General features: G+C 72.0%; 26 protein-coding genes and 1 pseudogene. 10 read left to right on the top strand and 17 right to left on the bottom strand.

From position 1 onward, the window contains the following. Positions 1–17: 17 nt before the first annotated feature. The gene (locus OC439_RS27075) at positions 18–1,115 is read left to right on the top strand and encodes an AI-2E family transporter (RefSeq protein ID WP_262015894.1); all 1,098 of its coding nucleotides are present in this window, start codon (positions 18–20) and stop codon (positions 1,113–1,115) included. Positions 1,116–1,143: 28 nt separating this feature from the next. On the opposite strand, the gene OC439_RS27070 is transcribed toward OC439_RS27075, so the two are convergent. Continuing rightward, the gene (locus tag OC439_RS27070; protein WP_262015893.1) at positions 1,144–1,797 is read right to left on the bottom strand and encodes a dienelactone hydrolase family protein; all 654 of its coding nucleotides are present in this window, start codon (positions 1,795–1,797) and stop codon (positions 1,144–1,146) included. Between the two features lie 263 nt (positions 1,798–2,060). On the opposite strand from OC439_RS27070, the gene OC439_RS27065 reads away from it, so the two are divergent. The 3 genes from OC439_RS27065 to OC439_RS27055 all read left to right on the top strand — a co-directional run bounded on the left by OC439_RS27065 (position 2,061) and on the right by OC439_RS27055 (position 3,031). Beyond that, entirely contained in the window at positions 2,061–2,453 is a 393-nt protein-coding gene (locus OC439_RS27065; RefSeq protein ID WP_315985952.1) for a MerR family transcriptional regulator, read from the top strand. Then, positions 2,423–2,770, top strand: coding sequence for a thioredoxin family protein (locus OC439_RS27060; protein ID WP_315985951.1), 348 nt, complete (start codon positions 2,423–2,425; stop codon positions 2,768–2,770). Before OC439_RS27065 ends, OC439_RS27060 begins: the two co-directional genes overlap by 31 nt. An 81-nt stretch (positions 2,771–2,851) precedes the next feature. Then, positions 2,852–3,031 carry a hypothetical protein gene (locus OC439_RS27055; protein WP_071097001.1) on the top strand — a complete coding sequence of 60 codons (180 nt, stop codon included), beginning with the start codon at positions 2,852–2,854 and terminating at the stop codon, positions 3,029–3,031. 42 nt (positions 3,032–3,073) lie between these two features. Here OC439_RS27055 and OC439_RS27050 read toward each other — a convergent pair whose 3' ends face one another. Genes OC439_RS27050 through OC439_RS27025 form a run of 6 tightly spaced genes read right to left on the bottom strand, consistent with a single transcriptional unit; the run spans position 3,074 to position 9,138 of the window. Beyond that, the gene (locus tag OC439_RS27050) at positions 3,074–5,446 is read right to left on the bottom strand and encodes a glycoside hydrolase family 65 protein (RefSeq protein WP_262015891.1); all 2,373 of its coding nucleotides are present in this window, start codon (positions 5,444–5,446) and stop codon (positions 3,074–3,076) included. Continuing rightward, entirely contained in the window at positions 5,443–6,195 is a 753-nt protein-coding gene (locus tag OC439_RS27045; protein WP_262015890.1) for an HAD family hydrolase, read from the bottom strand. Before OC439_RS27045 ends, OC439_RS27050 begins: the two co-directional genes overlap by 4 nt. A gap of 47 nt (positions 6,196–6,242) precedes the next feature. After that, positions 6,243–6,710: a DUF4442 domain-containing protein gene (locus tag OC439_RS27040; protein WP_262015889.1), complete on the bottom strand. Its 468-nt coding sequence runs from the start codon at positions 6,708–6,710 to the stop codon at positions 6,243–6,245. Positions 6,711–6,758: 48 nt separating this feature from the next. Further along, a complete protein-coding gene (locus tag OC439_RS27035) occupies positions 6,759–7,823 on the bottom strand; it encodes an ABC transporter permease (RefSeq protein WP_262015888.1) in 1,065 nt (354 codons plus the stop codon). Continuing rightward, on the bottom strand, positions 7,820–8,728 hold the full coding sequence (locus tag OC439_RS27030; RefSeq protein WP_262015887.1) for an ABC transporter ATP-binding protein: 909 nt from the start codon (positions 8,726–8,728) through the stop codon (positions 7,820–7,822). Before OC439_RS27030 ends, OC439_RS27035 begins: the two co-directional genes overlap by 4 nt. Then, on the bottom strand, positions 8,725–9,138 hold the full coding sequence (locus OC439_RS27025) for a GntR family transcriptional regulator (protein ID WP_013473768.1): 414 nt from the start codon (positions 9,136–9,138) through the stop codon (positions 8,725–8,727). The genes OC439_RS27030 and OC439_RS27025 overlap by 4 nt, the downstream gene beginning before the upstream one ends. Positions 9,139–9,248: 110 nt before the next feature. On the opposite strand from OC439_RS27025, the gene OC439_RS27020 reads away from it, so the two are divergent. Together OC439_RS27020 and OC439_RS27015 are read left to right on the top strand one after the other, a co-directional pair. Further along, complete coding sequence (locus OC439_RS27020; RefSeq protein WP_262015886.1) at positions 9,249–9,773, top strand: hypothetical protein; 525 nt, start codon at positions 9,249–9,251, stop codon at positions 9,771–9,773. 105 nt (positions 9,774–9,878) lie between these two features. Further along, positions 9,879–10,166: a hypothetical protein gene (locus tag OC439_RS27015; RefSeq protein WP_262015885.1), complete on the top strand. Its 288-nt coding sequence runs from the start codon at positions 9,879–9,881 to the stop codon at positions 10,164–10,166. Positions 10,167–10,182: 16 nt separating this feature from the next. On the opposite strand, the gene OC439_RS27010 is transcribed toward OC439_RS27015, so the two are convergent. Further along, a complete protein-coding gene (locus OC439_RS27010; RefSeq protein WP_262015884.1) occupies positions 10,183–11,139 on the bottom strand; it encodes a sulfotransferase family protein in 957 nt (318 codons plus the stop codon). Between OC439_RS27010 and OC439_RS27005 the strand changes: the two are divergent. Further along, positions 11,138–11,842, top strand: a pseudogene (locus OC439_RS27005) (AAA family ATPase); the annotation flags it as partial. The gene OC439_RS27010 and the pseudogene OC439_RS27005 overlap by 2 nt on opposite strands. 27 nt (positions 11,843–11,869) lie before the next feature. Beyond that, positions 11,870–12,253 carry a YybH family protein gene (locus OC439_RS27000; protein WP_262015931.1) on the top strand — a complete coding sequence of 128 codons (384 nt, stop codon included), beginning with the start codon at positions 11,870–11,872 and terminating at the stop codon, positions 12,251–12,253. 12 nt (positions 12,254–12,265) lie between these two features. Here OC439_RS27000 and OC439_RS26995 read toward each other — a convergent pair whose 3' ends face one another. The 3 genes from OC439_RS26995 to OC439_RS26985 are packed head-to-tail and all read right to left on the bottom strand — an operon-like array spanning position 12,266 to position 14,153. Continuing rightward, positions 12,266–13,177 carry an aminoglycoside phosphotransferase family protein gene (locus OC439_RS26995; protein ID WP_262015883.1) on the bottom strand — a complete coding sequence of 304 codons (912 nt, stop codon included), beginning with the start codon at positions 13,175–13,177 and terminating at the stop codon, positions 12,266–12,268. Further along, the gene (locus OC439_RS26990; RefSeq protein WP_091330321.1) at positions 13,174–13,362 is read right to left on the bottom strand and encodes a DUF397 domain-containing protein; all 189 of its coding nucleotides are present in this window, start codon (positions 13,360–13,362) and stop codon (positions 13,174–13,176) included. Before OC439_RS26990 ends, OC439_RS26995 begins: the two co-directional genes overlap by 4 nt. Further along, the gene (locus OC439_RS26985) at positions 13,353–14,153 is read right to left on the bottom strand and encodes a helix-turn-helix domain-containing protein (protein WP_091332031.1); all 801 of its coding nucleotides are present in this window, start codon (positions 14,151–14,153) and stop codon (positions 13,353–13,355) included. Before OC439_RS26985 ends, OC439_RS26990 begins: the two co-directional genes overlap by 10 nt. A gap of 157 nt (positions 14,154–14,310) precedes the next feature. Between OC439_RS26985 and OC439_RS26980 the strand changes: the two genes are divergently transcribed. Both OC439_RS26980 and OC439_RS26975 read left to right on the top strand, forming a co-directional pair. Next, positions 14,311–14,580 (top strand): hypothetical protein, encoded by a 270-nt coding sequence (locus tag OC439_RS26980; protein WP_262015882.1) that lies wholly within the window; start codon positions 14,311–14,313, stop codon positions 14,578–14,580. Continuing rightward, positions 14,577–14,927, top strand: coding sequence for a hypothetical protein (locus tag OC439_RS26975; protein WP_262015881.1), 351 nt, complete (start codon positions 14,577–14,579; stop codon positions 14,925–14,927). Before OC439_RS26980 ends, OC439_RS26975 begins: the two co-directional genes overlap by 4 nt. 44 nt (positions 14,928–14,971) lie before the next feature. Here OC439_RS26975 and OC439_RS26970 read toward each other — a convergent pair whose 3' ends face one another. The 6 genes from OC439_RS26970 to OC439_RS26945 all read right to left on the bottom strand — a co-directional run bounded on the left by OC439_RS26970 (position 14,972) and on the right by OC439_RS26945 (position 23,581). Next, positions 14,972–16,285, bottom strand: a complete 1,314-nt coding sequence (locus OC439_RS26970; RefSeq protein WP_135242986.1) for an ABC transporter ATP-binding protein — start codon at positions 16,283–16,285, stop codon at positions 14,972–14,974. Between the two features lie 157 nt (positions 16,286–16,442). Continuing rightward, positions 16,443–18,626: a bifunctional glycosyltransferase family 2 protein/CDP-glycerol:glycerophosphate glycerophosphotransferase gene (locus OC439_RS26965; protein ID WP_262015880.1), complete on the bottom strand. Its 2,184-nt coding sequence runs from the start codon at positions 18,624–18,626 to the stop codon at positions 16,443–16,445. 16 nt (positions 18,627–18,642) lie between these two features. Then, on the bottom strand, positions 18,643–20,577 hold the full coding sequence (locus OC439_RS26960; RefSeq protein ID WP_410054963.1) for a DUF5941 domain-containing protein: 1,935 nt from the start codon (positions 20,575–20,577) through the stop codon (positions 18,643–18,645). Beyond that, the gene (locus OC439_RS26955; RefSeq protein ID WP_013283732.1) at positions 20,574–21,317 is read right to left on the bottom strand and encodes an ABC transporter ATP-binding protein; all 744 of its coding nucleotides are present in this window, start codon (positions 21,315–21,317) and stop codon (positions 20,574–20,576) included. The genes OC439_RS26960 and OC439_RS26955 overlap by 4 nt, the downstream gene beginning before the upstream one ends. Further along, on the bottom strand, positions 21,318–22,145 hold the full coding sequence (locus tag OC439_RS26950; protein WP_262015879.1) for an ABC transporter permease: 828 nt from the start codon (positions 22,143–22,145) through the stop codon (positions 21,318–21,320). Between the two features lie 65 nt (positions 22,146–22,210). After that, a complete protein-coding gene (locus tag OC439_RS26945; RefSeq protein WP_262015878.1) occupies positions 22,211–23,581 on the bottom strand; it encodes an L-serine ammonia-lyase in 1,371 nt (456 codons plus the stop codon). Between the last annotated feature and the right edge of the window lie 417 nt (positions 23,582–23,998).

Here is a 23,998-nt window from a genome sequence, read left to right as displayed (position 1 = left end):
GGATCGAGGAGGGCGACGTGGACGACGACGCTGGCATAACCGGGCGGGCACCGACCGCCGGACCGCGACAGACCTGGGCGGGACTTCCCTGGCCGGTACGGACGGCGGTCACCTGGAGCGCCTGCCTGCTGGTGGTGACCGCCGGGCTGTGGCTGCTCGGGCAGATCGCCGTGCTGCTCGCGCCGCTGGCGGTGGCGCTGGCCGGCACGCTCTTCCTCGCCGCGCTGCTCGACCCGATCCTGGTACGCCTGCGCCGGCTGCGGGTACCGGCCGGGCTCGCCGCGCTGCTGAGCATTCTGCTGCTGCTCGGCATCCTGGGCGGCGCCGGCGTCCTGGTCTGGAACCTCACCGCGAGCCAGTTCAGCGAGTTGAGCCAGCAACTCGACGAGGGTTTGCAGCGCACCCGGGACTTCGTAACGTCCAGCCTGCCGGTCACCGACCAGCAGCTCGACCGGCTCGTCGAGCAGATCCGGCAGGGCCTGAGCAGCGGCGCGCCCGACCCCGTCGCCGGTGCGCGCAAGGTCGCCGAGGTCGCGGGCGCGGTGCTGCTCGCCCTGGTGCTGCTGTTCTTCCTGCTCAAGGACGGCCGCTCGATGTGGCGCTGGGTGCTGCGCCGGCTCGCCGGCCCGCGCCGGGAGCTGACCGCCGAGGCGGGACGGGCCGGCTGGCGGACGCTCGGCGCGTACAGCCGGGGCACGATGATCATCGCGGCCATCGACGCCATCGGCATCGGGCTGGCCCTGGTCGTGTTGCGTGTCCCGCTGGCCCTCCCGCTCGCCCTGATCACGTTCCTCGGCGGATTCGTACCGATCATCGGCGCCACGGTGGCCGGTGCGGTGGCGGTGCTCGTCGCGCTCGCCGCGAACGGTCCGACCACCGCGCTGCTGACGCTGGCCGCCGTGATCGCCGTCCAGCAGATCGAGGGCAACCTGCTGGAACCACTGGTGATGCGGCGGCAGGTGCAGCTGCACCCGGCGGTCATCCTGGTGGTGGTCACCGCCGGCACGCTGGTGGCCGGGGTCGCCGGGGCGTTCGTGTCGGTGCCGATCGCGGCGGTGCTGTGGCGGGTGCTGGACACCGTGCAGCGGCACCGCGCCGCCGATGCAGCGGGCTGAGCCACCGGAGCGCTGACGGGTACGGCGGTCAGGCGGGGTGCGGCTGGCGCAGGTGCGTGGTGAACCACGTACCGGCCTGGTCGGCCACCTGCTCCAGCGTGCCGGGCTCCTCGAACAGGTGCGTGGCGCCGGGCACGATCCGCAGCTCGGCGACCTCGCCCAGCGCGTCCCGGGCCTGCTCGTTGAGTGCGATCACCTGCTCGTCGAGGCCGCCGACGAGCAGCAGCGTCGGTGCGCGTACCGCGGTCAGTGAGCTGCCGGCCAGGTCGGGCCGGCCGCCCCGGGAGACCACAGCGCCCACCCGGTCCGGCCGGGCCGCGGCGGCGACGAGTGCGGCGGCGGCGCCGGTGCTGGCGCCGAACAGCCCGACCGGGAGCCGCCCCAGCTCCGGGTCGGCACCCATCCAGTCGACGATCCCGGCCAGGCGCTCGGCCAGCATGCCGATGTCGAAGCGCAGTTCGGCGGTGACCTCGTCCCTGACCTCCTCGTCGGCGGTCAGCAGGTCGACGAGCATCGTGGCGAGCCCGCGCTCGTTGAGCGCGCGCCCGACGGCCATGTTGCGCGGGCTGTGCCGCGAGCTGCCGCTCCCGTGCGCGAACAGCACCACTCCACCGGCGTCGCCGGGCACGCTGACGTCCCCCACGAGCCCGCCGTCCACCACAGGCACCGAAACCTCACCCATAACCTCACCGCCCCTCCCGCTCTCCCCCACGCATACCCCCCACCCCGACGATCATGAAGTTGACGCCCCAGAAAGCGCTCCCCCACCCCGTCAACTTCATGATCGCGCCCACCGGGCAAGACCACCGGGCAGATCTTGGTACGGAATGGCCCCTCCAGGGGCCATTCCGTACCAAGATCCACAAAAGCGCACGCGTTCGGGTTGCGTTGACGTCGGCGGCAAGGTTTAGCGTCGACCTGGCAGTGAGGGAACGGGGGCGGCGGATGCGGATCGGGGAGCTGGCGCAGCGGGCCGGTACGAGCACCCGCACCCTGCGCTACTACGAGGCCCACGGCCTGGTCCGGCCGAGCCGGTCCGCCAACGGATACCGGGTCTACGACGAGGCGGAACTACGCGTCGTCCGCGAGATCCGGTCCCTGTTGGCGATCGGCTTCGGCCTGGACGACATCCGCCCGTTCGTGGCCTGCCTGCGCGCCGGAAACGACTCCGGTGACGTCTGCCCCGATTCGGTGGCGGTGCTGCGGCGCAAGCTCGCCGAGGTGGACGACTACCTCGACCGGCTGGGCGACGTCCGCCGCCGGCTGCACGACCAGCTCGCCCACGCGATCGCCCAACGGGAGGAAACATGCCTCAGGACACGGGGACCGGCCGGCTGAACCCGGTCACCGACGACACCTTCGCGGCTACCGTGCTGGCCGCCGACGGGCCGGTGGTGGTGGACTTCTGGGCCGAGTGGTGCCCGCCGTGCCGGGTGGTGTCGAAGCACCTGGCCGAGCTGGCCGAGGAGTTCGGCGACGCGCTGCGCTTCGTCACTCTCAACACCGACGAGAACCCGGCCACCGCACGCGCCCACCGGATCATGTCCGCGCCGACCATGCTGGTGTTCCGGGGCGGCGAGGTGGTCGGCTCGATCGTCGGCTCCCGCCCCAAGGACCACCTGCGGCGCAGCTTCGCCCAGCACGTGGACGGCTGAGCCCTCGCCTGGACGGTTGAGCCGCCGCCGGGCGGGAACGCGCGGGGTGACCACGGACCCCGACCGATCGCGAGGATCGTCATGGCGAAACAGGACAGGTCCCGGGAACAGGAACTCACCGACCAGGAACGTCGTAAGCAGGAGCTGAAGGACTCGCCGGACTGGGCCGACCGCGCCTCGACGGCGCGGACGTCCGACGATCCGCGGGCCACGGCGCCGCGCGACGCCGGCGGGCGTCCGTCAAACGGCCGCCAGTTCTGAGGTACGCGTACTGAGCGGTCCCGCCCTTCGGGGCGGGGCCGCTCAGTTCATGCGTTCCGGCAGGTGCATCAGCGGCGCGCGGCCCTGCGGCTGCTCCGGCTGCGGACCGGTCGGGTGAGCCGGTGGCACCGCCACGGTGACCGGCTGCGCGGAGGTGACCCGCAGCGGCTCGCCGTGATGCCGCAGCTCCACGACGGTGTCCGGGCCGCCGTTGCGCAGCGAGTACGTCGTCTGGTGCGGCCGGACGTCGACCCGCAGTCGCATTCCCTGCCACTGGAGTGAGAACTCCAGGCGGCTGAGGCGGCTGGAGAGCCGGGGCGCGAAGGAGAGCATCCCGTCGTGGTCCCGCAGCCCGCCGAACCCGGCCACCAGCGCGATCCAGGCGCCCGCCAGGGACGCCATGTGCACGCCGTCGCGGGTGTTCTCGTTGAGGTCGTGCAGGTCCATCAGCGCGGCCTCGCGCAGGTAGCGGTGGGCCAGTTCGAGGTAGCCGACCTCGGCCGCCAGCACCGCCTGGGTGCAGGCGCTCAGCGACGAGTCGCGTACGGTGCGCCGCTCGTAGTAGACGAAGTTGCGCAGTTTCTCGGCGGCGCTGAACGCGTCGCCCCGCCAGTGCATGGCGAGCACCAGGTCGGCCTGCTTGACGACCTGCTTGCGGTAGAGGTCGAAGTACGGATAGTGCAGCAGCAGCGGGTACTTCTCCGGCGGCGTGTGCTCGAAGTCCCACTCCTGGAAACGGGTGAAACCCTCCACCTGCTCGTGCACGTCGGTCTCCGCGTCGTACGGGACGTGCATGTCGTTGGCGGCGTCCCGCCAGGCGGCTGCCTCCTCCTCGGTGACGCCGAGGTCGAGTGCCTGGTCCCGGTAGCGCATCGCGCAGTCCGCGGCGGTACGCAGGTTCCGCTGGGCCATCAGGTTGGTGTAGACGTTGTCGTTCTTCACCGCCGTGTACTCGTCCGGGCCGGTGACGCCGTCGATGTGGAACCGCCCGGCGCGGTCGTGGTGGCCGAGCGAACGCCACAGCCGGGCGGTCTCGACGAGCAGTTCCAGTCCGATCTCCCGTTCCAGCGCCTCGTCACCGGTGACGAGCACGTAGCGGCGCAGCGCGTCGGCGACGTCGGCGGCGATGTGGAACGCGGCGGTGCCGGCGGGCCAGTACGCCGACGACTCCGGCCCCTCGATGGTGCGCCACGGGAAGGCGGCGCCTTCGAGGTTCAGCGTGCGGGCGCGTTCCTGGGCCTGGGCCAGCGTGTCGTACCGCCACTGCAATGCGTCACGGACCGCGCTGGGCTGGGTGTACGTGAGCACCGGCAGCACGAACATCTCGGTGTCCCAGAACGCGTGGCCGTCGTACCCGGGGCCGGTGAGGCCCTTGGCCGAGATCGGCCGCCGTTCCGCTCGGGCGCCGGCCTGGAGGACGTGGAAGAGACCGAACCGGACGGCCTGCTGCACCTCGGGGTCGCCTTCGACGCGTACGTCGGCGGCGTCCCAGAACGCGTCCAGGTATTCGCGCTGGGCCCGGCGCAGGCCGTCCCAGCCGTCGAGCCGGGCCGCGGCGAGCGCCGCGCCGACCTGGTCGCGCAGCGCCGGGAGGGACCGGCGGCTGGACCAGCCGTACGTGAGGTACTTGACCACCCGGAGCGTCTGGCCGGGCTTGAGCACGCAGCCGATGGTGGTGCGGACCCAGTCCTCGTACCCCTCGCTCTCGATCGTGGTGCGTTCGGGCCCGTCGACGTCGTGGCCCATCGCGGCGGCGACCCGCAGACCGCTGACCTTGGTGCGGTGGATGAGCTGGCCGCCGTCGTCGGTGGTCAGCTCCTCCTCGGCCTGCAACGGCGACTCCAGGACGGCGGCGACCCGGGGGTCACGGCTCTGCGGCGGCAGCGACTCGTTGGCGACCAGCTCGGACTGGAGGATCAGCCGCAGCGGCCCGTCGACCGGTTCGACCTCGTAGTGGATGGCTGCCACCGAGCGCTGGGTGAACGACACCAGGCGGGTGGTACGGACCTTGACCTCCCGGCCGGCCGGGGAGCGCCAGTGCAGGTCCCGCTGGAGCGTGCCGGCGCGCATGTCGAGGACCCGCTCGTGGGCGAGCAGTTCGCCGTAGCGCACGTCGAGCGGCTCGTCGTCCACGAGGAGCCGGATCAGCTTGCCGTTCGTGACGTTGACGATGGTCTGCCCGGACTCGGGGAAACCGAAGCCGGCCTCGGCGTACGGCAGCGGGCGCAGCTCGTAGAACGAGTTCAGGTAGGTGCCGGGCAGCCCGTGCGGCTCGCCCTCGTCGAGGTTGCCCCGCAGCCCGATGTGCCCGTTGGACAGCGCGAACACCGACTCGGACTGGGCCAGCACGTCCATGTCGAGCTGCATCTCCCGGACGTGCCAGGGCTCGACCGGATACGCCCGTTCCCGGATCACGCGGCCGGCTCCGCGGCGAGCAGGTCGGCGAGGTCGGTGACCACCACGTCGGCGCCGTGCGCCAGCAGCTCGTCGGCCTGGCCGACCCGGTCGACGCCCACCACGTACCCGAATCCGCCGGCCCGCCCGGCGGCGACGCCGGCGAGGGCGTCCTCGAAGACGGCGGCCTGCGCCGGTTCGACGCCGAGCAGCCGGGCGCCTTCCAGGAACGTGTCCGGGGCCGGTTTGCCGCGCAGCCCGTTCGCGCGGGCGACCACACCGTCCACCCGCGCCTCCAGCCAGCGGTCCAGTCCGGCGGCGTGCACCACGGCGGCGCAGTTGGCGCTGGCCGAGACGACGGCGCGGCGCAGTCCGGCCGTGGTGGCTGCCTCCAGGTAGCGCACCGAACCCTCGTACACCTCGACGCCGTGCTGCTCGATCTGCTGGAGCAGGACGACGTTCTTGCGGTTGCCGAGGCCGTTGACGGTGTCCGCCTCGGGCGGGTCGTCAGGCGATCCCTCGGGCAGGGTGATGCCGCGCGAGGCCAGGAATGTGCGCACCCCGTCGGCGCGCGGTCTGCCGTCCACGTAACGGTTGTAGTCCGGTCCGGGGTCGAACGGGTGGAACGGCTCGCCGGTTTCCGCCGACCGTCGCCGCAGGTACGCGTCGAACGTCTCCGCCCAGGCGGCGTTGTGCACCTTGGCGGTCTGCGTCAGCACACCGTCCAGATCGAAGAGACAAGCGCGCACGTGCGCGGGGAGGCCCAGCATCGCTTGAATCTATCCAGCGCTCGCACCGGGCAAACACCATTCGGCGCTCAGCGGTTCGGGCGCAGCGTCCAGATCACGGTGAGCGAGGAGGTGAGCGTGCCGTCCTCGGTGTGGACCTCCACCTCGACCGGGAACTCCGGCCGCCGTCCGGCGTCCAGCTCCGCAAGCACCTCGGCGGGTACGCCGCCGAGCCGCGCCGTCGCCAGCACCGGCCCCATCGCCACCTTGAGGTAGCGGATGGTCGCGGTCACGGCCAGGGGTACGGCCCGGTCGAGCACCTGCCCGAACGCGGCCAGAACAACCGCGCCCGAGGCGGTCTCCCCCAGCGTGAACATGGCTCCGGCGTGCGGGCCGCCCACGTGGTTGTGGTGCGCCGGGTCGTCGGGGAGCCGGACCACGGCCCGGACCCCGCCCTCGGCCTCGGGCGCCACCTCGACGAACTCGATTCCGAGCGTGCGGGCGAACGGCACGGCGTCGAGGAGACCGGCCGCCACCTGGCGAGAGTCGATGCTCATGCCCGAACGCTACTCGCCAGTAACAACACCGGCAAGGCCGGTCCCCGGTCAGCCCGCGCTCAGGTCGGTACGGCGGACGATCCACCAGACGACGAGGAGTGCCAGCGCGGTCAGGCCCAGATAGCCGCCGGCGACGATCAGGTGGAACTCGGGGATCCGGCTGCCCGGCTGGTACTGGAGGTGCTGCTGAAGGTTGTGCTCGACGAAGCAGGCGAGCGTCCGGCCGGTGCCGTTGTCGGGTGGGCAGAGGCGTTGCAGCTCGACCCCGGTGAGCTCACGCCCGGAGGCGTCGAACGCGCCGGACGGCCCGTCGATCCCGTAGTCGATCATGCCGCCCTTGACGACCAGGGCGTTGTCGCGCAGCACCCCCACGCCCGGCCCGCCGATGACGCGGTGCGCGGTCAGCGGCTCCATCAACGTGGGATAGCGCCACCGGACGAGATAGGTCAGGCCGACGAAGCCGACGACCACGCCGAACACGGCCGGGAGCGTGCGCTTGATCGCGGCGCCGAGCGCGACGCCGACCGCGAACCAGCAGAGGCTGATCACGGCCGGAAGCATCGCGGTGTTGAGGAACGGCCCGTATTCGAACAGGCTCACCGGGGCGACCCGGGCCTGGAGTCGCTCCAGGTGGTCGCTGACACCGGCGACCGCCGAGGTCACCGCCGCCACGAACAGGCCGAGCAGGGCCAGCCGGGTCCAGAGCCACCGCTGCGGGGAGACGTCCTGGCTCCAGGCCAGCAGCAGGGTGCGCTGCTCGTGTTCCCTGGTCAGCACCGGGACGCCGACGAACACGCCGATCAGCAGCGGCATCCACTGCACCACCTGCGACAGGACGGCCAGCGTCAGAACCAGGCTGGATGAGCCGCCGAGCCGCCGGCCCTGCGGCGACTCCTCCGCGCAGAACGTCTCGTGACACTGGTGCCACAGGCTCGTCAGCTCCACCGACAGGTAGGTCATCCATCCCACCAGGACCGCGGCCAGGACCAGCGTGCCGATCACCGTCCAGCGGTGCTGACGCCAGGTCAGCCAGAGCAGACCGCGTACGCCCCCGGCGTACCCGGGGTCGCTTTGGCGGTTCGTGGGTGCGGACAGCTGTCCGACCGGGCTCATGCGACTGCCTCCCGCTCGTGCGGCGCGGCGGCCGACGCTCTGAGGTGGGTCAGGATCAGCTCGTCCAGGGTGATGGGCTGGGCGGTCCAGCCGGGTGCCACGACCGCGTGGGCCGCCGGCGCCGCCGGCCGCCGGAGGACGAAGGTGGACTGGCGGCCGGTGTGCTGCGCCTGGACGACCAGGCCCGGCCCGGGCGGCTGGTCGGCGCGGGGCCCGGTCAGCCGGACGTGGCTGTCGAGCAGCTCCTCGACGTCGCCGGTGAGGACGGGCCGACCGGCGTCGAGCAGCAGCAGGTGGTCACCGACGCCGCTCAGCTCGGCGACGATGTGGGTCGACAGCATGACTGTCATGTCGTCGTCGGCGACTTCCGCCAGCAGTTCGCCTGTCACCTCGACGCGGGCCAGCGGATCCAGGTTCGCGAGGGGTTCGTCCAGCAGCAGCACCGCCGGGCGGGAGCCGAGCGCGACCGCCAGCGCGACCTGCGCCCGCTGCCCGCCGGACAGCTTGCCGCAGCGCCGGTCCAGCGGGACGGCGAAGCGTTCGAGCCACGACAGCGCCCGCCGCTGGTCCCACACCCGGTTCGTCGAGCGGCCGAAGCGGAGCATGTCCGACACGGTGAAGTCGCGGTAGAGCGGCTTGTCCTGGGCCAGGATCGCCACCCGGCTGCCGCCGTCGGCGGACCCGCCCCGCACCACCTGCCGGCCGTGCACCGACACCGTGCCGCCGGTCGCCGCGAGGGTGCCGGCGATGATGCTCAGCAGCGTCGACTTGCCCGCGCCGTTCGCGCCGACCAGCGCGACGACCCGGTTGGCGGGCAGCGCGAACGAGCACTCCCGGAGCGCCCACACGGCGCCGTAGCGCCGGCTCAGGTCACGCGCCTCGACGGCGACCGGCTCGCCGCTCACGCCGCGCCCTCCGCGTTCTCTCTCCTCGCGGGTGCCGCGTTCGCCGCGATCACCGAGGCGAGCAGCGCCTGGACGTCCTCGTCCTCCAGACCGGCCTCCCGGGCCTGGCCGAGCCACCGAGCCAGGCTGCCGCGCAGGCGAGCCATGACGTGGGGATCGGCGTGCCCGAGCGTCCCGCTGACGAATGTGCCCGCACCCTGCCTCGCCTCCACCAGGCCGGACAGTTCCAGCTCCCGGTAGGCCTTGAGCACAGTGGTCGGGTTGACCGTGCACGCTGTCACCACGCTGCGCACGGTGGGGAGCTGGTCTCCGGGCCGCAGCGTCCCGATCCGCAGCGCCTCACGGACCTGCCGCACGAGCTGCGCGTACGCGGGGACGCTGCTGGACCGGTCGACATGAAAGTTGATCACCCTGGTGACCCTCCGTCAGATTGTTATGGTTAAGTAGAACACCAGTTAAGCGGCATGGCAACGACCGGACGGCGTTTCGGAGACTGCCGGCTCCGGGTAGCGAGTGGCCCATGAACCGCGATCTCGCGCGCGGGCTGACGGTGGCGTGGGCGCTGCCGGAGTTCCGCGACGGGCTGCGTCACCTCGTCGACCTCGACGAGGTGACGGTGCTGCTGGCCGCGCTGTCCCTTCCGGACCGCGACGGCGAGGTCGAGCGGAGCGCGCTGGGCCTGCTGCGATCCGGGCTCGACAGCACCGAGGTCCGGGAGGCGGTGTTGCTGCTGCTGGAGCGGGACACCGTACGCCGGCCGCTCGTCGCCGCGGCGGTGGAGCCGCTCGCCGACCGGCCCGGCCTGGTCACCGCCGTCACGTCCGCGGCCGAGGATCCCCGGGTACGCCACGAGGTACGGGCGATGCTGGACAGCGCCGGCGTCCGTGAGCTGATCTGGCGGGCGGTAGACGACCAGGTGAGCGACAACCGGTTCGGGCTGATCCGCCGGGCGGCGGTGCTGTTCGTCAGACACCCCAGCGCACGGCGCCTGGGGTGGGCGCTGCGCCGCCACGGCGTGCTCCGCGAACTGCGCCACAAGGCGTGACACCTGATCTGCTGTCGCCCGGTCGTGTCACCTTCGAGATCTTCGGGCCCTACTGTCCAGTCGATGCGATCCCGTGCGGCGAGGGCGGCAGCGACTCTGGTGACCGTGCTGGGCACACTGCTCGTCGTCGCGAGCTGCCTCAGTTGCATCCCGCTCCTGGCGCCCTCGGCGCCGTGCGACGGTGACACCTACGCTTCGGCGCAGGCGGCGAGGAACGCGTACGCCCTGCTGGTCCTGGCGATGACGGCGGCGGCGGTCCTCTCCGTCGTCGTGGCCCGGGTAGGTACCCGGCCGCACGTCCGGAACGCCTGGCCGTGGTTGGCGGTCGCCGTACTGGGAATCGCAGTGAGCGCCGCCCTGATGGTCCCGATCGATCGCGCCGGCTCCTGCTGAGGTCGTCTCTCGGCCGTCACTCGTATCCCATCGCGGGGATGATCTCGCCCAGTTCCCGCTCGACGTACGCGCGGGTGTCCGCGTCGAACTGGTCGTCGCGGTGCGCGAGCCTGCCCGCCTGGAACGTCGACGCGGTGACGGCGTCCTCCACGCCCAGCCGCTCGAACAGGACCCGCCGCTGCCCGGGCCAGTCGGCCGCCAGGTCCTCCGCCTTCACCTCGACGTATCGCCGGCTCGTCAGGTCGGCCGTGTTCCTCCAGGCCAGCCAGCGATCGTAGACCGCCAGCAGGTAGGCGAGCGCACCGTCGACGGTGGACGGCGCCCACGGCTGGGCCAGGTGGGAGGCGAGCACCGAGACCGGGTGACGCTTGATGTGCACGATCGTCGCCTCGGGCACCAGTTCCCAGAGGAAGTCCATGGCGAACAGGTTGAACGGCGTCTTCTCGCACCAGGTCGGCTTGCCCGCGTCGGCCGCCGCCCCGCCGAACAGGGTGTCGACCAGGCTCCGCAGGACGCCGATCAGTTCGCTCCGCTCACTGAAGTACCTCGGGACGGCCCGCCGTCGGCTGGCCGGCCCGAACGGTCCGGCGGACCGGTCGCCGTCGCCGAAGCCCTCCGCGGGCGCGGGCTCCTCGAAGGCGTGCGCGATGACCTGCGGCCAGAGCCGGTGTACGGCGTCCCGGTACCGGCCCACGCCGACCAGCTCGGGCACGGTCTTGCCACGGTCGTCACGCCGGCCGGGCACGCGTACGGTGAGGAAGTCGCTCAGCCGGTGCAGCGCGTCCTCACCGACGATGGGGTCGTACCGGTCGGTGAGCGCGTCGGCCAGGTCCCGCAGGCCGCCCGGTTCGACGAGGAACTTGGTCTCCATCGGGATCCGGTGGATCAGCGGATGCTGACCGATGACGTCGGCGATCCGCGACGTGCCCGAACGACCAGTGCCCGCGACGAAGACCGGTGAGGGGGACGGCATGGACGGCAGTCAAACTCCCGGCCCGGCGCGGGGGCAATACATATATCCCCGCCGCGATCAGCTGATCGACCTCCTGGCCGACGCGGTCGGGTCCGTCACCGTGGCGCACCCGACGCGGGTCGCCGTCGACGGGCCGCCCGCCGCCGGCAAGACCACGCTCGCCGACGAGCTGGCCGCCGTCCTGCGCGCCCGCGGCCGGTACGTCATCCGGGCGACAGTAGACGACTTCCTCTTCCCCCGGGAGCGGCGCTACCGACGCGGCGAGTTCTCGGCGCAGGGCTGCTACGTCGACACCCACGATCACGGGACGCTGAAGCGGGTGCTGCTCGATCCGCTCGGCCCGGGCGGCGACCGGCGCTTCCGGCACGCGGTCTACGACCACGCCTCCGACGCGGTGCTGTCCCCGCCGCTCACCACCGCCCCCGCCGACGCCGTGCTGGTGTTCGACGGCGTCTTCCTCCTGCGCCCGGAACTGGTCGACCGGTGGGAGCTGCGCGTGTTCGTGTCGACAGCGCTGGACCGTACCGTGGAGCGTGCGGTGGTCCGGGAGAGCCGCGTGTCAACGAGAGCCGACGTGGAACGGCGCTGGCGGGAGCGTTACCTGCCCGCCCAGCGGCTCTACTTCGCCACGGCCCGCCCGGCCGAGCACGCCCACGTCGTCGTGCACAACGACGATCCCCGGCAGCCGATCTGGGAGACCCGGACCCACCCGGATGGCAGGCTGGCAGCCATGGACAGGAATCGGGTGGCCGCCTGGATCGCGGCGTACGAGCAGGCGTGGCGCACACCGGGAACGGCGGCGCTCGGCACGATGTTCACGGCCGACGCGAGCTACCGGCAGGGGCCGTACCGGGATCCGGTCGTCGGCCTGCCCGCCATCACCCGCATGTGGGACAGCGAGCGCGACGGGCCCGGCGAGGTCTTCGAGATGACATCGGAGGTCGTCGCGGTCGACGGCGACACCGCTGTGGCACGTGTGCAGGTCCGGTACGGCGACCCCGTCCACCAGGAGTGGCGCGATCTCTGGATCATGCGGTTCGCCGAGGACGGCAGGTGCGCGTCGTTCGAGGAGTGGCCGTTCGCGCCGGAGAAGGGGACCACAGCCGCCGGTTGAGAGACCGGCCGCCTATTCGGCGAACATCTCCCCGAGAATGCGTAGCGCCTCGGCTGACTCCTCCGCGTCCTCGGGGTCGTCGAAGGTGCGGGAGTAGGTGGACAGCGTCTTCCAGAGCGCCCAGCCACGTCCGCGCGTCCACGTCGCGTCATCCACCGACAGCCGCTCGCGGAACGCGGCCCGGCCCTCGGCGGTCAGCAACGTCCAGGCGATCGCCAGGTCGCAGGCCGGGTCACCGACGCCGCATGTCCCGAAGTCGATGACGGCCGCCAGCCGGCCGCGCGCGAGCAGCAGGTTCCCCGGGGCGATGTCGCCGTGGAACCAGCGGTCCACCCCGCCCCAGCGGGCGCCTACCGCCCGCGCCCAGACCTCGCGCACCAGCTCGGCATCGACGTGGCCGTCCAGCGCCACGAGCGCATCCTCGACCTTCTTGTCGTACGTGCGCAGAGTGCCGCCCCGGAACCAGTTGTGGACGCCCGGCTGCGGTCCACCGGCGGCGTCGACGTCCTGCAGGGCCGCGAGGAATCCGGCCAGGTCGAGGGCGAACCGCACCGGGTCGGCGATCCGGTCCACGCCCGCGGTCTCGCCGTCGAGCCAGCGGTAGATCGACCACGGATACGGGTAGCCCGCACCCGGCTCGCCCTTCGCCAGCGGTGCGGGGATTGGTAGCGGCAGCCGAGCGGCGAGGGCCGGGAGCCACAGGTGTTCCTTCTCGACAGCCAGGGCGTACTCGGCAGCGCTGGGCAGGCGCACCAGCAGCTCGGGGCCGAGGTGGAAGGTCCAGTTGTCCCAGCCGCCGTTGGCGACCGGTTCGATCCGGAGGTCGGTCAGGTGCGGGAACTGGTCGGCGATCAGGCGACGCACCTGCTCCACGCCGACGGCGGTGCGCCGTGGCGGCGGACCGAGATCCGGTACGTCGCTCACGCCCGTTTGGTGTACGCGACGAACGCCGCCCAGCTCGACGGCGTGAACGTCAGCGCCGGCCCCTGCCGGTCCTTGCTGTCCCGCACCCCCACCACACCGGGCAGGTTGTCCGCCACCTCGACGCAGTCGCCGGAGTTGCCGCTGCTGCGGGTGCTCTTGCGCCAGGTCGCGCCGGTCAACTCCATCGTTTCGCCGCCTCCGTGATCGCCGCCAGAGTCGCCCCGTGCGGCATAGCTTCCGCGCGCACCGACTCCCAGGTTTGCCGAAGTGATTTTACGTCCGCGTGCCGCTCCACAATCGTGCCGTGCAACTGGTTGTCCAGGTAGCCCACGTCGTCACCGTCGGCGGGGGTCGCGAGCACGAAAGCACCGTTGAGCCCCGGATAGGCACCGACCGTTTCCGGCACCAGGTGCAGGTGCACGCGAGGCCGACGACCCACCTCGACCAGATGCGCCAGCTGCTCCCGCATCACCTTGGGGCCGCCGACGGCGCGAGTGAGCACCGAATGGTCGAGCACTGCCACGAACTGCGGCGGAGCCGGGCGGTCCAGCACCACCTGCCGCGCCATCCGTGCGGCCACCTGCTGCTCCATAGCATCACCGACAAGTGGGCTAGCGCCCTCGTGCAGCGCACGGGCGTACTCCTCGGTCTGCAACAGGCCGGGCACCACCAGCGGTTGGAAGCTACGCAGTGAGGCAGCCTCCTGCTCGATGCTCACCCACTCGCGGAACCACGGCATCAGCGCCTCCTGCATCAGCGCGTCCCGGATCCGCACCAGCAGGCCGCCGCCGTTCAGCACCTCGTCGCAGCGCTCGGTGAACTCGGCGCGCGGCGCTCGGCGGCACTGTTCGACGGCCGCCACCAGCGACGCCGAATAGCTCACCCGCTCGCCCAGCGCCTCCTGGGTCAGCCCCGCATCGGTGCGTAACCGGCGTAGCTCACCGGCGAACAGTTCCCACAACGGCACACGGATCATCTGCACACCTCTGCACACGGCTGCACACGGAAATCGGCCGGTCGGACGGCCAGGAAGGTGGGGGTGGAACGCCTTCCGACCCTAGCGGCGCGGTGACGAGACTGTCACGCAGTGGAGCCGAATTCGTCCGGTTCCCGCTACCGAGAGGAGTTGCGCCGTGCGACTGCGCTGGTTCCGCTGCCGGGGTGCGTCGGCACCGACACTGCCCCACCGGGTACGGGGCGACAACCTGCCGGAGTGGATGCGGCAGCCGACGCGTCCACTACCGACGATGGGCCCCGGCCGGGTCGGCAACCTCACCCCGGCCCAGCAGTGGCGGGCCAACGGCGGTCGCTGGTCCGTACCGGAGCAGCGCGGGAACAGCGGCGGCCATCGGTCCGCCCCGGAGCAGCGCCCGGGAGACGGCCACCACGAGGAGCGCCGGTGATCAGCCACCAGCTCGGGCAGCCGCCGGACGGGCCCAGGCCGGATCGCCCCCGGCCGTACCCGTTGCACGCCACCCCGCACACGCCGCTACGTCCGATGTGGTGTTGCCGGGCCTGCGGCCAGCCGTGGCCGTGCCCGATGGCCCGCCTGCTGCTGCGCAGCGAGTACGAGGACAACCGGATCGGGCTGTCCATCTACCTGTGCGGGCTGCTGTACGAGGCCACACGCGACCTCTACCGGCTGAACCCGAACGACGCGCCGGCCCCGGCCGACATGTTCGCCCGCTTCGTCGCCTGGGGCCCGTATCGCCGTCACCCGCCCGTCCCTCCGGGCGGTGACTGTCAATAAGGGGCCCTTCCTCTACCGGAGGCGTTAATAGGGTGCCCCTCCTTTCACCGCCAGCCGACGTCGATGCGGTCGCCTCGCTCGTCGAAGAAGTGCAGCGCGTCCATCCGCACCTGCACGGCGAGCGGGTGCCCGGGCGACACCTGCGGGTACGGCGCGAGCCGTACCGCCAGTTCCGCCGGACGACGGTGGTGGCGGCCCGGGTCGGGCAGCACGCTCGTGCGGTTGCCGCCGCCCCCGCCCGCCTCCGGGGCCGGGGCCGACGACTCCGTCGCGCGGCCGGTGAGCCGCTGCATCACCTGGTTGAACCGGCGCAGGCCGCGCTGGCCCGGTGCGGCCTGCTCGACCGGGGTGCCCATCTCGTCCACCACGATCGCGGTGGCGCCGATGTCGAGGAACGCGAGCGACTCGTGACCGTGGTGCTCCAGGTAGCGGATGCGCCCGTGCAGCACGTCACCGGCGGTGTCCGGGGCGACCGGGGTGAGCGCCTCGGCGCGCATGCCGACCACGATCCGCTCACCGTGGTAGTGCGCCACCGCCCGGCTGCGGATGTCGTCCCAGGGCAGGTAGAGCGACTGCTCACCGAGGTTCAGCGCGACGTACCGGTCGAGGTGGACGTAGACCGACGCCTCCAGCAGGTTCATCCGGGGGCTGCCCAGGAACGCGGCGACGTAGAGCGTCGCGGGCCGGCCGTACACCTGGGTGGGGGTGCCCACGTCCTGGAGCACGCCCTTGCGCATGATGGCGACGCGGTCGGCCATGGTCAGCGCCTCGGCCTGGTCGTGGGTGACGTAGATGGTGGTGACGCCCAGTTCGCGGGTGAGGCCGGAGATCTCCGCCCGCAGTTCGGCGCGCAACCCGCTGTCCAGGTTGGAGAGTGGCTCGTCCATCAGGAACAGGCCGGGCCGGCGCACTATCGCCCGCCCCATGGCGACCCGCTGCCGCTGGCCGCCGGAGAGCTGGCTGGGCTTGCGCCCGAGGACGTCGCCGATGCCGAGCGCGCTCGCCACGTCCTGGATCCGCTCGCCACGCGGTACGGGCTCGACGCCGCTCAGGCGCAGCGGGAAGCCGATGTTGTCGCCGACTGTCATGTGCGGATAGAGCGCGAAGTCCTGGAAGACCATGGCGATCTTCCGGTCGCGTGGTGGCAGGTCGTTCGCCAGTTCACCGCCGAGCATGATGGCGCCGGAGGACGGGTCCTCCAGCCCGGCGACCATGCGCAGCACTGTCGATTTCCCGCAGCCCGACGGGCCGAGCAGCACCATGAACTCGCCGTCGTTGACGTCCAGATTGATGGTGTCGACCGCGACTGTTCCATCCGGGAACACCTTGGTGACATCCTTGAGCGCGACGGTCGCCACCGTCACCTCCCCAGTTCCTCGCCCCAAACCCGGGAATGACTGTGACCAGGATCATCTGATTCGCACATCGGGTAAACGTGCCATGTTCGTCTCGTGACAGTCCTATTAAGCGGTATTCGCCGGGCTCCGCAGTTAAGTGACCTGCCGGTAACCCCTTTTACGGCGTTTCGCCGAGGAACACACGGCGCACCACGCGCTCGGCGGCGTGCCCGTCGTCGAGCGCGCAGAACCGCGATCGGAACGCCGCCCGGGCCCGCTCGGCGTCCTCGTCGTCGACGGCGCCGGAACGGAACACGTCGAGCAGCCCGGGGAAGTCCCGCGCGACGGCGCCCGGCGGCTCGGCCAGCAGGTCGAAGTAGACGCCCCGGGCCACCCGGTAGGCGTCCCAGTCCGGCGCGTAGACCACTATCGGCCGGTCCAGCACGGCGTAGTCGAACATCGCCGAGGAATAGTCGGTGACCAGCACGTCCGCGGCCAGGTAGAGGTCCTCCACCCGCTCGTACGCGCTCACGTCCAGCACGCCGTCCGCCGCCGGTCCCCGGGGATGCCGCTCCCGGTCGTGGAAGTAGTGGCTGCGCATCAGCAGCCGGCCCCGGGGCCCGAGGACGTCGAGCATCCGGTCCGGGTCGAACGGTGGCCGCCACCCGGGCAGGTGCTCGCGGTGCGTCGGCGCGTAGAGCACCACGTACTCGTCGGGCGCGATGCCCAGCGCGGCGCGGACCTGGCCGCGGTCCTCGGCGGTGGCCAGCGCCAGCCGGTCGTTGCGCGGGTAGCCGACCTCCAGCGTGGTGTAGTCCGCCGGGTACGCCCGCTCCCACATCTGGGTGGAGAAGCTGTTCGAGGTGATGCTGTAGTCCCAGCGGTCAACGCGGCGCAGCAGGCCGGCGAAGTTCATCCCCATCGCGCCCACCGGGTAGCGCTGCTGGTCCAGGCCCATCACCTTGACCGGCGTGCCGTGGTGGGTCTGCACGTGCACCGAGCCGGGCCGCTTGCGGACGAAGTCCGGGAAGTTGACGTTGTTGACGAGCCAGCGGGCGCGGGCCAGCACGCGGTGGTACTCGCGGCTGCCGGCCACCACGTACTCGACACCTGGTGGCAGCGTGGCCACCCGGTCCCGGCGGACGATCCACACACCACGTACCTGCGGTGCGAGCCGGCGGGCGGCCTCGTAGATCGCCGCCGGGTTGCACGAGTAGCCCCGGTACCAGTAGGCCGCGTACACGGCGAGCGTCGGGTCGATCGGCCGGTGCAGCTCGGCCCGGTAGTACTCGCCGAGCGCCAGGTCACGGGCCCGCCGGGCGGTACGCCGCACCACCGGCGTGATCCGTCGCCGGGCCCGCCGGGCGGTCCGCCGGGCCGTCTCCCCCGCCTGGTGCGCCTCGCGCAACGCGCTGAACGTCCGCCAGCGCCCGGCCGCCACCAGCCGGTGCTTGAGCCCTTCCGGGCCGGGCGGGACCGGGTACCCCTCGGGCGGCAGGAACCGCACGTAGTCGGCGTGCATCTGGGCGAAGAACGGCGCCCGCAGCTCGGGTGCGATCCGGTCGCCGTTGCCGAGCACCGTCAGGTAGTGCCAGATCATCCGCTCGAAGACCGCCGGTCGCAGCCCGGTCACCCTCCAGCGGTCCATCAGCCCGAACACGCGGTGCCACTGGGCGAAGACCTCGAAGTGCCGGTCCCCCCGGGTCTTCGTGATCGCGCCGGTGCGGCGCTGCCGGTAGTTCAGGCAGATCCGGTCGAGTACGCCGATCCGCCCGGCGGCCATCAGCGCCGGATAGCTGAACGACACGTCCTCGTACCAGCCCGGTTCGAAGCGCAGCCCGCGTTCGAGCAGGAACTCCCGGCGTACCACCCGGTTCCACGCGGTGTGCAGCAGCTTCAGCGTCTCCGGCCGGTCCCGCAGCGTGAACGTCGTCGCGCCGGGCGGGTCGGGGAACACGTCGCGCATCGCGCTACGGGTGCCGATGTTGTTCCAGTGCGCCCGGACGTGGTCGACGATCAGCACGTCCGGCGCGGTGTCGCGGAGCCGGTCCGCGACGTGCGGCAGGCAGCCGGGCACCAGCCAGTCGTCCCCGTCGACGAACCACACGTACTCGCCGACGGCCCGGTCCAGCCCGATGTTGCGGGCCGGACCGAGCCCGACGTTCTCGGCGAGGCGTACCGGGCGGACCCGGGGGTCGCGCAGCGCGTACTCGGCCAGGATCTCGCCACTGTCGTCGGGGGAGGCGTCGTCGACACCGATCACCTCGATGTCGACGAACGGCTGGTCGAGGATCGAGTCGAGACATTCCCGCAGGTAGCCCTGCACCTTGAAGGCCGGCACGACGAAGCTGATCAAGGTCACCCCGGCCCGCCCTCCGTCAGCCCGGCGAGCGCACACCCCCATGGGCGCGGGCCGGCAGGACCACCCAGGCGAGGACCACGCTCGCGACAAAAACCACGAGAAGGTACGCACCCAGTGTAGCCAGAGCGATACTCGCATATCCGGCGATCAGCCCGATTGCCAGCAACACAGAACGTGCCGCCCAGCCCAGCGTCGCCGCGTGCAGCGGCGGCGCCGCCTGCCGCTTTTCCAGCCTGGCGGTCAGGTCGTAGTGCAGCAGCGTGAGCACCAGGACGTACCCGAAGATCAGCCAGGCCGGCGCCCGGCCCGCCACGCCGATCGCGATGGCGAACAGGTACTCGGCGGCCCGCAACGCAGCAGGCACCAGCCAGTCCAGCGACCCGTCGTGCGGCGCCCGTGAGCCCTGCGCGGCACCCAGCAGCAGCACCAGCGCGAGCACCGGCACCCAGACCGGCAGGTCGCCGCCGCCGTGCACCGCGAGCAGCGCCCACACCAGCGTCCCCGCCGCGCCGAGCGCGCCGAGCACCGCCAGCAGCAGCGGCCGTCGCGCGGCCGGCAGCGTCCGCGCCAGCAGACCGTCGTCGCGGTGCAGACCCGCGTCCACAGTGGTCAGCACCGGCACCCGCATCCACCGCGCCCGCAAGGTCCGCAACCCCCCGGTGTACGCGAACGCCAACGTCCCCCAGACCAGCACCGCGACCAGCGCCACCAACGGCCCGAACAGCGCGGCGGCGATGGCGATGAGCGCCCACCGCTCACCGATCGGGAACACCACCGTGCGCTTCAGCCAGTACGACACCGAGCCGGTGTCCGCCTGCACCCGGGTCGACGCGGCGTTCAGCTTCCCGCCGATGCCGCCCGCGTCGGCGCTCACCACCTTCGGCCGCCGGGCCGCCTCGTCGTGCAGCGCGCCGTACCAGGTGTCGGTCATGTGCCGCACGGTCTGCAACGTCATCGCGGCGAGCGCCAGCGCCCAGCCGTACCGGAACCCGGCGTGCGTGGCGCCGAAGCCGAGACCGGCGTAGACCACGTACTCCTTGAAGCGGTCGGCCATCGTGTCCAGCCAGCCGCCCCAGGCGCTGAAGTGCCGCGTGTAGCGGGCGAGCTGCCCGTCCACGCAGTCCAGCACGAAACCCAGGTAGAGCAGGATCGCGCCGGCCACCAGCGCGGGCCGTCCACCGGCGCCGAACAGCACCGCCGCGGCCACCGCGAACGCCACCGAGACCATGGTGACCCCGGTCGGGCCGATCCCGATCCGTGCCGCCGCCTTGGTGACGTACGGGGACCAGGTACTGACGAAGAACGTGGTGAAGAAGTCGTCCCGCTCCTTCACCGACAGCTTCAGCTCGGCCCGGTCCTCGTCGACGGCGGCCACCGCCGACTCGGCCGCCACCCGCTGCGCCTCGTCGCCGACCCGGTGCGCCACGAGCAGACGTACCCTCTGGGCGAAGATCAGCGTGCCCCGCGCGGCGAGGTCGGCCACGAGCCGGTCCACCGCGTCCAGCGGCCCGCCGCCCGCGGCGCGGCGGGCGGCGTCGGCGAGCGCGGGCAGGTCGGCCGCGCCCACCCGCAGCGCGCCGCCGAACACGCCGCTCGCGTCGGCGGCGCCGACCTCGACCACCTGCCCGCGCTCCTCGCGCACGGTGGCCTGCCCGGGAGCGGGCGGATCGGTGAGCACCAGCGCCACCGTCGGCCCCACCGGGCTGGTCGCGAGGTGCTTGAGTACGGCGGTGTGCGCCACCAGGTCGGCACCGCTCACCAGCACCGGGCCGGTCGCGGTGGCCACCAGATCGGCCAGCTCGGTCAGGTCGGCGGCGATGCGCACGTCGTCCGCCCCGGCCCGGCGCCACTGCGTGGCCAGGCGCTCGGTGAGCGGTTCCCCGGCGGGCCGGCCGGGCTCGCTGCGGTGGCCCGCCGCCGGGTCGGCGGCGAGCACGATCGCGAGCGTCACCGCTTCGCCGCGTCGGCGTAGGCCGCCAGCGCCTCGTCGATCGTCCCGTCGACGATCAGCCGTCCGGCGTCGAGGTACAGCCCCCGACGGCAGAACCGGGTGAGGTCCTTGTCGTTGTGTGACACCAGCACCAGCGTGCGCCCTTCCGCGAGAAGTCGCTCGATGGTCGCATAGCACTTCGCGCGGAACTCCGCGTCCCCGACCGCTGTCACCTCGTCCACAAGCAGCACCGGGTGCGGCAGGTGCGCGATCACCGCGAAACCCAGCCGCACCTTCATCCCCGACGAGTAGTGCCGCACCGACGTGTCGATGGCGCGTTCCACCTGCTCACCGGCGAACGAGACGATCTCGTCGAAGTGTTCCCGCAGGTACGCCGACGACAGCCCGTGCAGCCCGCCCACCAGGTAGAGGTTCTCCCGCCCGGTCAGGTCGCCGGAGAACCCGGCGGACAGTTCGAGCAGCGGCGCCACCCGGCCGTGCACCCGGATCGAGCCCTCGTCCGGGATGAGCACACCGGCGATCAGCCGCAGCAGCGTGCTCTTGCCGGTGCCGTTGCGCCCCACCACGCCCACCGTCTCGCCCGGCTCGACCCGGAACGACAGGTCACGCAGCGGCCAGAACCGGCCCGCGTCCGGGTCGCGGGCGCCCCGGTGCACGATCAGCTCCCGCAGCCGCAGCTGACGGCGCCGGTTGCGGACGAACCGGATGCCGAGCCCGTCCGCCTCGATGATCGGCGCCATTCAGAGTTCCTTCAGCACTGCCGGTTCGAGGCGGTGGAACGCCCACCAGCCCAGCGCCAGCACCAGCACGCTGCCGGACACCGTGATGGTGAGCAGCCGGGCGTCGGGGAACTCGTCCGGATACCAGACCGCATGGTGCAGCTGGAAGATCCCGACCAGCGGGTTCAGCTCGTACCCGATCTTGATCCAGCCCGGCATGCCCGACTCCCGCACCAGGTCGAGCGGATAGATGATCGGGGTCGCGTAGAACAGCAGCCGGATGACCAGCCGCATCGTGCGCTCGATGTCGCGCATCAGCACGTTGCCCGCCGACAGCAGCAACGCCAGACCCACCAGCAGCACGAACTGCACCGCCACCGCCAGCGGCAGGGCGAGCAGGCTCCAGCCGGGGCGGATCTTCCCCTGGCTCGCGTAGATCGCCGCGACGGCGGCCAGGATCGGCAGCCCGGCCAGGTACTCGGCGAACCGGCCGGCGACCCGCCCGATCGGGAAGATCGGTCGGGGCAGGTTCATCGTGGTGATCAGCCGGGACTGCCCGGTGAGCGCGTTAGCGGCCTCGGTCAGCGCCGAACTCGCCCACATCCAGGCGAAGATGCCGGTGATCAGGAACAGCGGGTACGACCCGGCCGCCTCGCCCAGGTGCCGCCGGGTCGGGCCGGAGTAGAGCACGCCGAAGACGAACCAGTAGATCAGGCCCATGCCGAGCGGCTCGATCAGCGACCAGAAGTAGCCCAGCACCGACTGCTGGTACTTCACCGCGAGATCCCGGCGGACCAGGATGCGCAGCGAGGTGCGGGCGGACCAGAGCGCCGCGACGCCTGACGTCACCGCACCATCGTCGCGCCCTCCGTCGCGGCCTCGGCCCGGGCACGCGCCGGGTCACCCCAACGGGGTCAGCACTCGATCACGTTGACGGCGAGCCCGCCCCGCGCGGTCTCCTTGTACTTGACCTTCATGTCCGCGCCGGTCTCCCGCATGGTCTTGATGACCTTGTCCAGCGACACGTGGTGCACCCCGTCGCCGCGCAACGCCAACCGGGCCGCGGTGATCGCCTTGATGCTCGCCACCGCGTTGCGCTCGATGCACGGGATCTGCACCAGGCCACCCACCGGGTCGCAGGTCAGCCCCAGGTTGTGCTCCATGCCGATCTCGGCGGCGTTCTCCACCTGCTCCGGCGTACCGCCCAGCGCCTCGGCCAGCCCGGCCGCCGCCATCGAACACGCCGAACCCACCTCGCCCTGGCAGCCCACCTCGGCGCCGGAGATCGACGCGTTCTCCTTGAACAGCACGCCGATCGCACCCGCCGCGAGCAGGAACCGGACCACGCCCTCCTCGGAGGCACCCGGTACGAACCGGGTGTAGTAGTGCAGCACGGCCGGGATGATCCCGGCGGCGCCGTTAGTCGGCGCGGTGACCACCCGCCCGCCGGCCGCGTTCTCCTCGTTGACAGCCAGCGCGAACAGCGTCACCCAGTCCATCGCGCGCAGCGGATCCCCGCTGCCGGTCTCCGCCTCCAGGCCGCGCCGCATCTCCGCCGCGCGCCGCCGGACCTTCAACCCACCCGGGAGTACGCCGTCACGGGTACAGCCGCTCTCCACGCACTCGCGCATCACGCGCCAGATCTCCAGCAGCCCCGCCCGCACGTCCGCCTCGCTACGCCAGGACACCTCGTTGGCGAGCATCACCTCGCTGATCGACAGCCCGGTACCGGTGGTGACCTCGAGCAGTTCCGCGCCGGTCAGAAACGGATGCCGCACCCGGGTGCTGTCCGCCTTGATCCGGTCCGCCCCGGCCGCCGCCTCGTCCACCACGAACCCGCCACCGACCGAGTAGTACGTGCGCGTCCGCACCTCGTTCCCGGCCGCGTCGTACGCCGCGAACGTCATCCCGTTCGGGTGGTACGGCAACGAGCGCCGGCGATGCAGCACCAGATCCGTGTCCGGGTCGAAGTCGATCCCCTGACTGCCGAACAGGTCGAGCCGCCGCTGCGTGCGGATCCGCTCGACACGCGGCCCGACCGAGTCGGTGTCGACGGTCTCCGGGACCTCCCCCTCCAGCCCCAGCAGCACCGCCCGGTCACTGCCGTGCCCGTGCCCGGTCGCGCCGAGCGAGCCGAACAGCTCCGCCCGTACCCGCGCCACGTCGGCGAGCTGCCCGTCGGCCTTCAGGCCCGCCACGAACGTACGGGCGGCCCGCATCGGCCCGACGGTGTGCGAGCTGGACGGCCCGATACCGACGCTGAAAAGATCGAAAACACTGATCATTTGCTGTTTCCTCGCCGTCGTCCCCGTTGTGCGGATCCGAGCCGGTGCGTAGGTGCCGCGCCCGCCGGGCGGGTAGACGGCCGACGCCCGGGGTGGGGGCGCCCGACCGGCGAGCCTACCTCGCCCCCGTGAATACCCGCCCCCACTCCGCCACATACCCGCCCCGCCGCACACGTGCGCCCTCAGCACGAGCCGCTCCCCCTCCACCGCCCCTGTCGATCCAGCTCCCGGCGCGGCCAGCCCTTCAAGATCACCCCCCACTTCCCGCCGATCTTGGAGTTGTGGCACCTCGAATGTGCGGTTTGTAGCGTTCGCGAACTGCCACAACTCCAAGATCGACGCATCCATCCCTGCCGCCCCCGGCTCCCGGCTCCCGGCTCCCGGCTCCCGGCTCCCGGCTCCCGGCTCCCGGCTCCC

It is taken from the genome of Micromonospora sp. Mcm103 (genome assembly GCF_024519755.1).
In the GTDB taxonomy this organism is placed as follows: domain Bacteria; phylum Actinomycetota; class Actinomycetes; order Mycobacteriales; family Micromonosporaceae; genus Micromonospora; species Micromonospora aurantiaca.
This window is presented reverse-complemented; position numbering and strand designations above follow the sequence as displayed.